Origin of the sequence: Achromobacter sp. SIMBA_011, from assembly GCF_046535435.1 — a bacterium.
Lineage (GTDB): Bacteria > Pseudomonadota > Gammaproteobacteria > Burkholderiales > Burkholderiaceae_B > Achromobacter > Achromobacter dolens.
The window spans coordinates 1-268 of sequence record NZ_JAWRWN010000553.1 but is presented as its reverse complement, the minus strand read 5'-3'; the positions used below and the strand labels follow the sequence as shown (position 1 = coordinate 268).

General features: G+C 60.8%; 1 pseudogene. It reads left to right on the top strand.

What is annotated here, in order from left to right:
• Window positions 1-240 (top strand): annotated as a pseudogene (locus SB816_RS32115) (hypothetical protein); the annotation flags it as partial.
• Window positions 241-268 lie beyond the last annotated feature (28 nt).

Genomic DNA, 268 nt, shown 5'->3' with positions numbered 1-268 from the left:
AACATGGTTCCGATCGCCTTTTCGGCAGCGGGCAACATGCCCGGGCTGGCACCCGGCATCGGCCTGTCAGTCGTCACCACCATGGGTTATTCCGGCATTCTGGTAGCGCCCTCGGCCATCGGCTTCATTGCCGAACATACCGGCCTTGCCAGCGTCTTTCTCGCTCTGCCGTTGCTGCATGTGGTGGTTTTGCTGCTTTCGCGGCTTGCCCGGCACGCGGATGGTGCGGGCAAGGAATAGGCGTCTCGAATTTTGCCATGATTGCGGT